Raw genomic sequence first — 268 nt, 5'->3', positions numbered from 1 at the left:
AGTTGAGCGCGCGGACGCGGATGCATCACCCGCAATGATTGACTCGCAAAAACACCACGGCCGCGAATCTTCGCGGCCGTGCATTATGTGAATTGCTACGCGTAATCTGCGGGATTCGACGCAGCGAGCGCGGTGTCGCGTCGCCCGCCGCATCCTGGCGACGCACGCCGCGCCGCGTGCTGGCGGCCGTGCGCGTCGCGCCGAACTCTAGCAGGATGCGCCCTCTCGCGCGGCTCGCGAACACGAGGAAACCGAAACCGTCGGCCTC

General features: G+C 66.8%; 1 pseudogene. It reads right to left on the bottom strand.

The features are described from left to right. Positions 1–25: 25 nt before the first annotated feature. Positions 26–268, bottom strand: a pseudogene (locus SB753_RS37700) (hypothetical protein); the annotation flags it as partial.

It is taken from the genome of Paraburkholderia sp. SIMBA_053 (assembly GCF_046534895.1).
Classification (GTDB): domain Bacteria; phylum Pseudomonadota; class Gammaproteobacteria; order Burkholderiales; family Burkholderiaceae; genus Paraburkholderia; species Paraburkholderia caledonica.
Note: the sequence above shows the minus strand (reverse complement) of the source record. Positions and strands in the feature narration are given on the sequence as shown.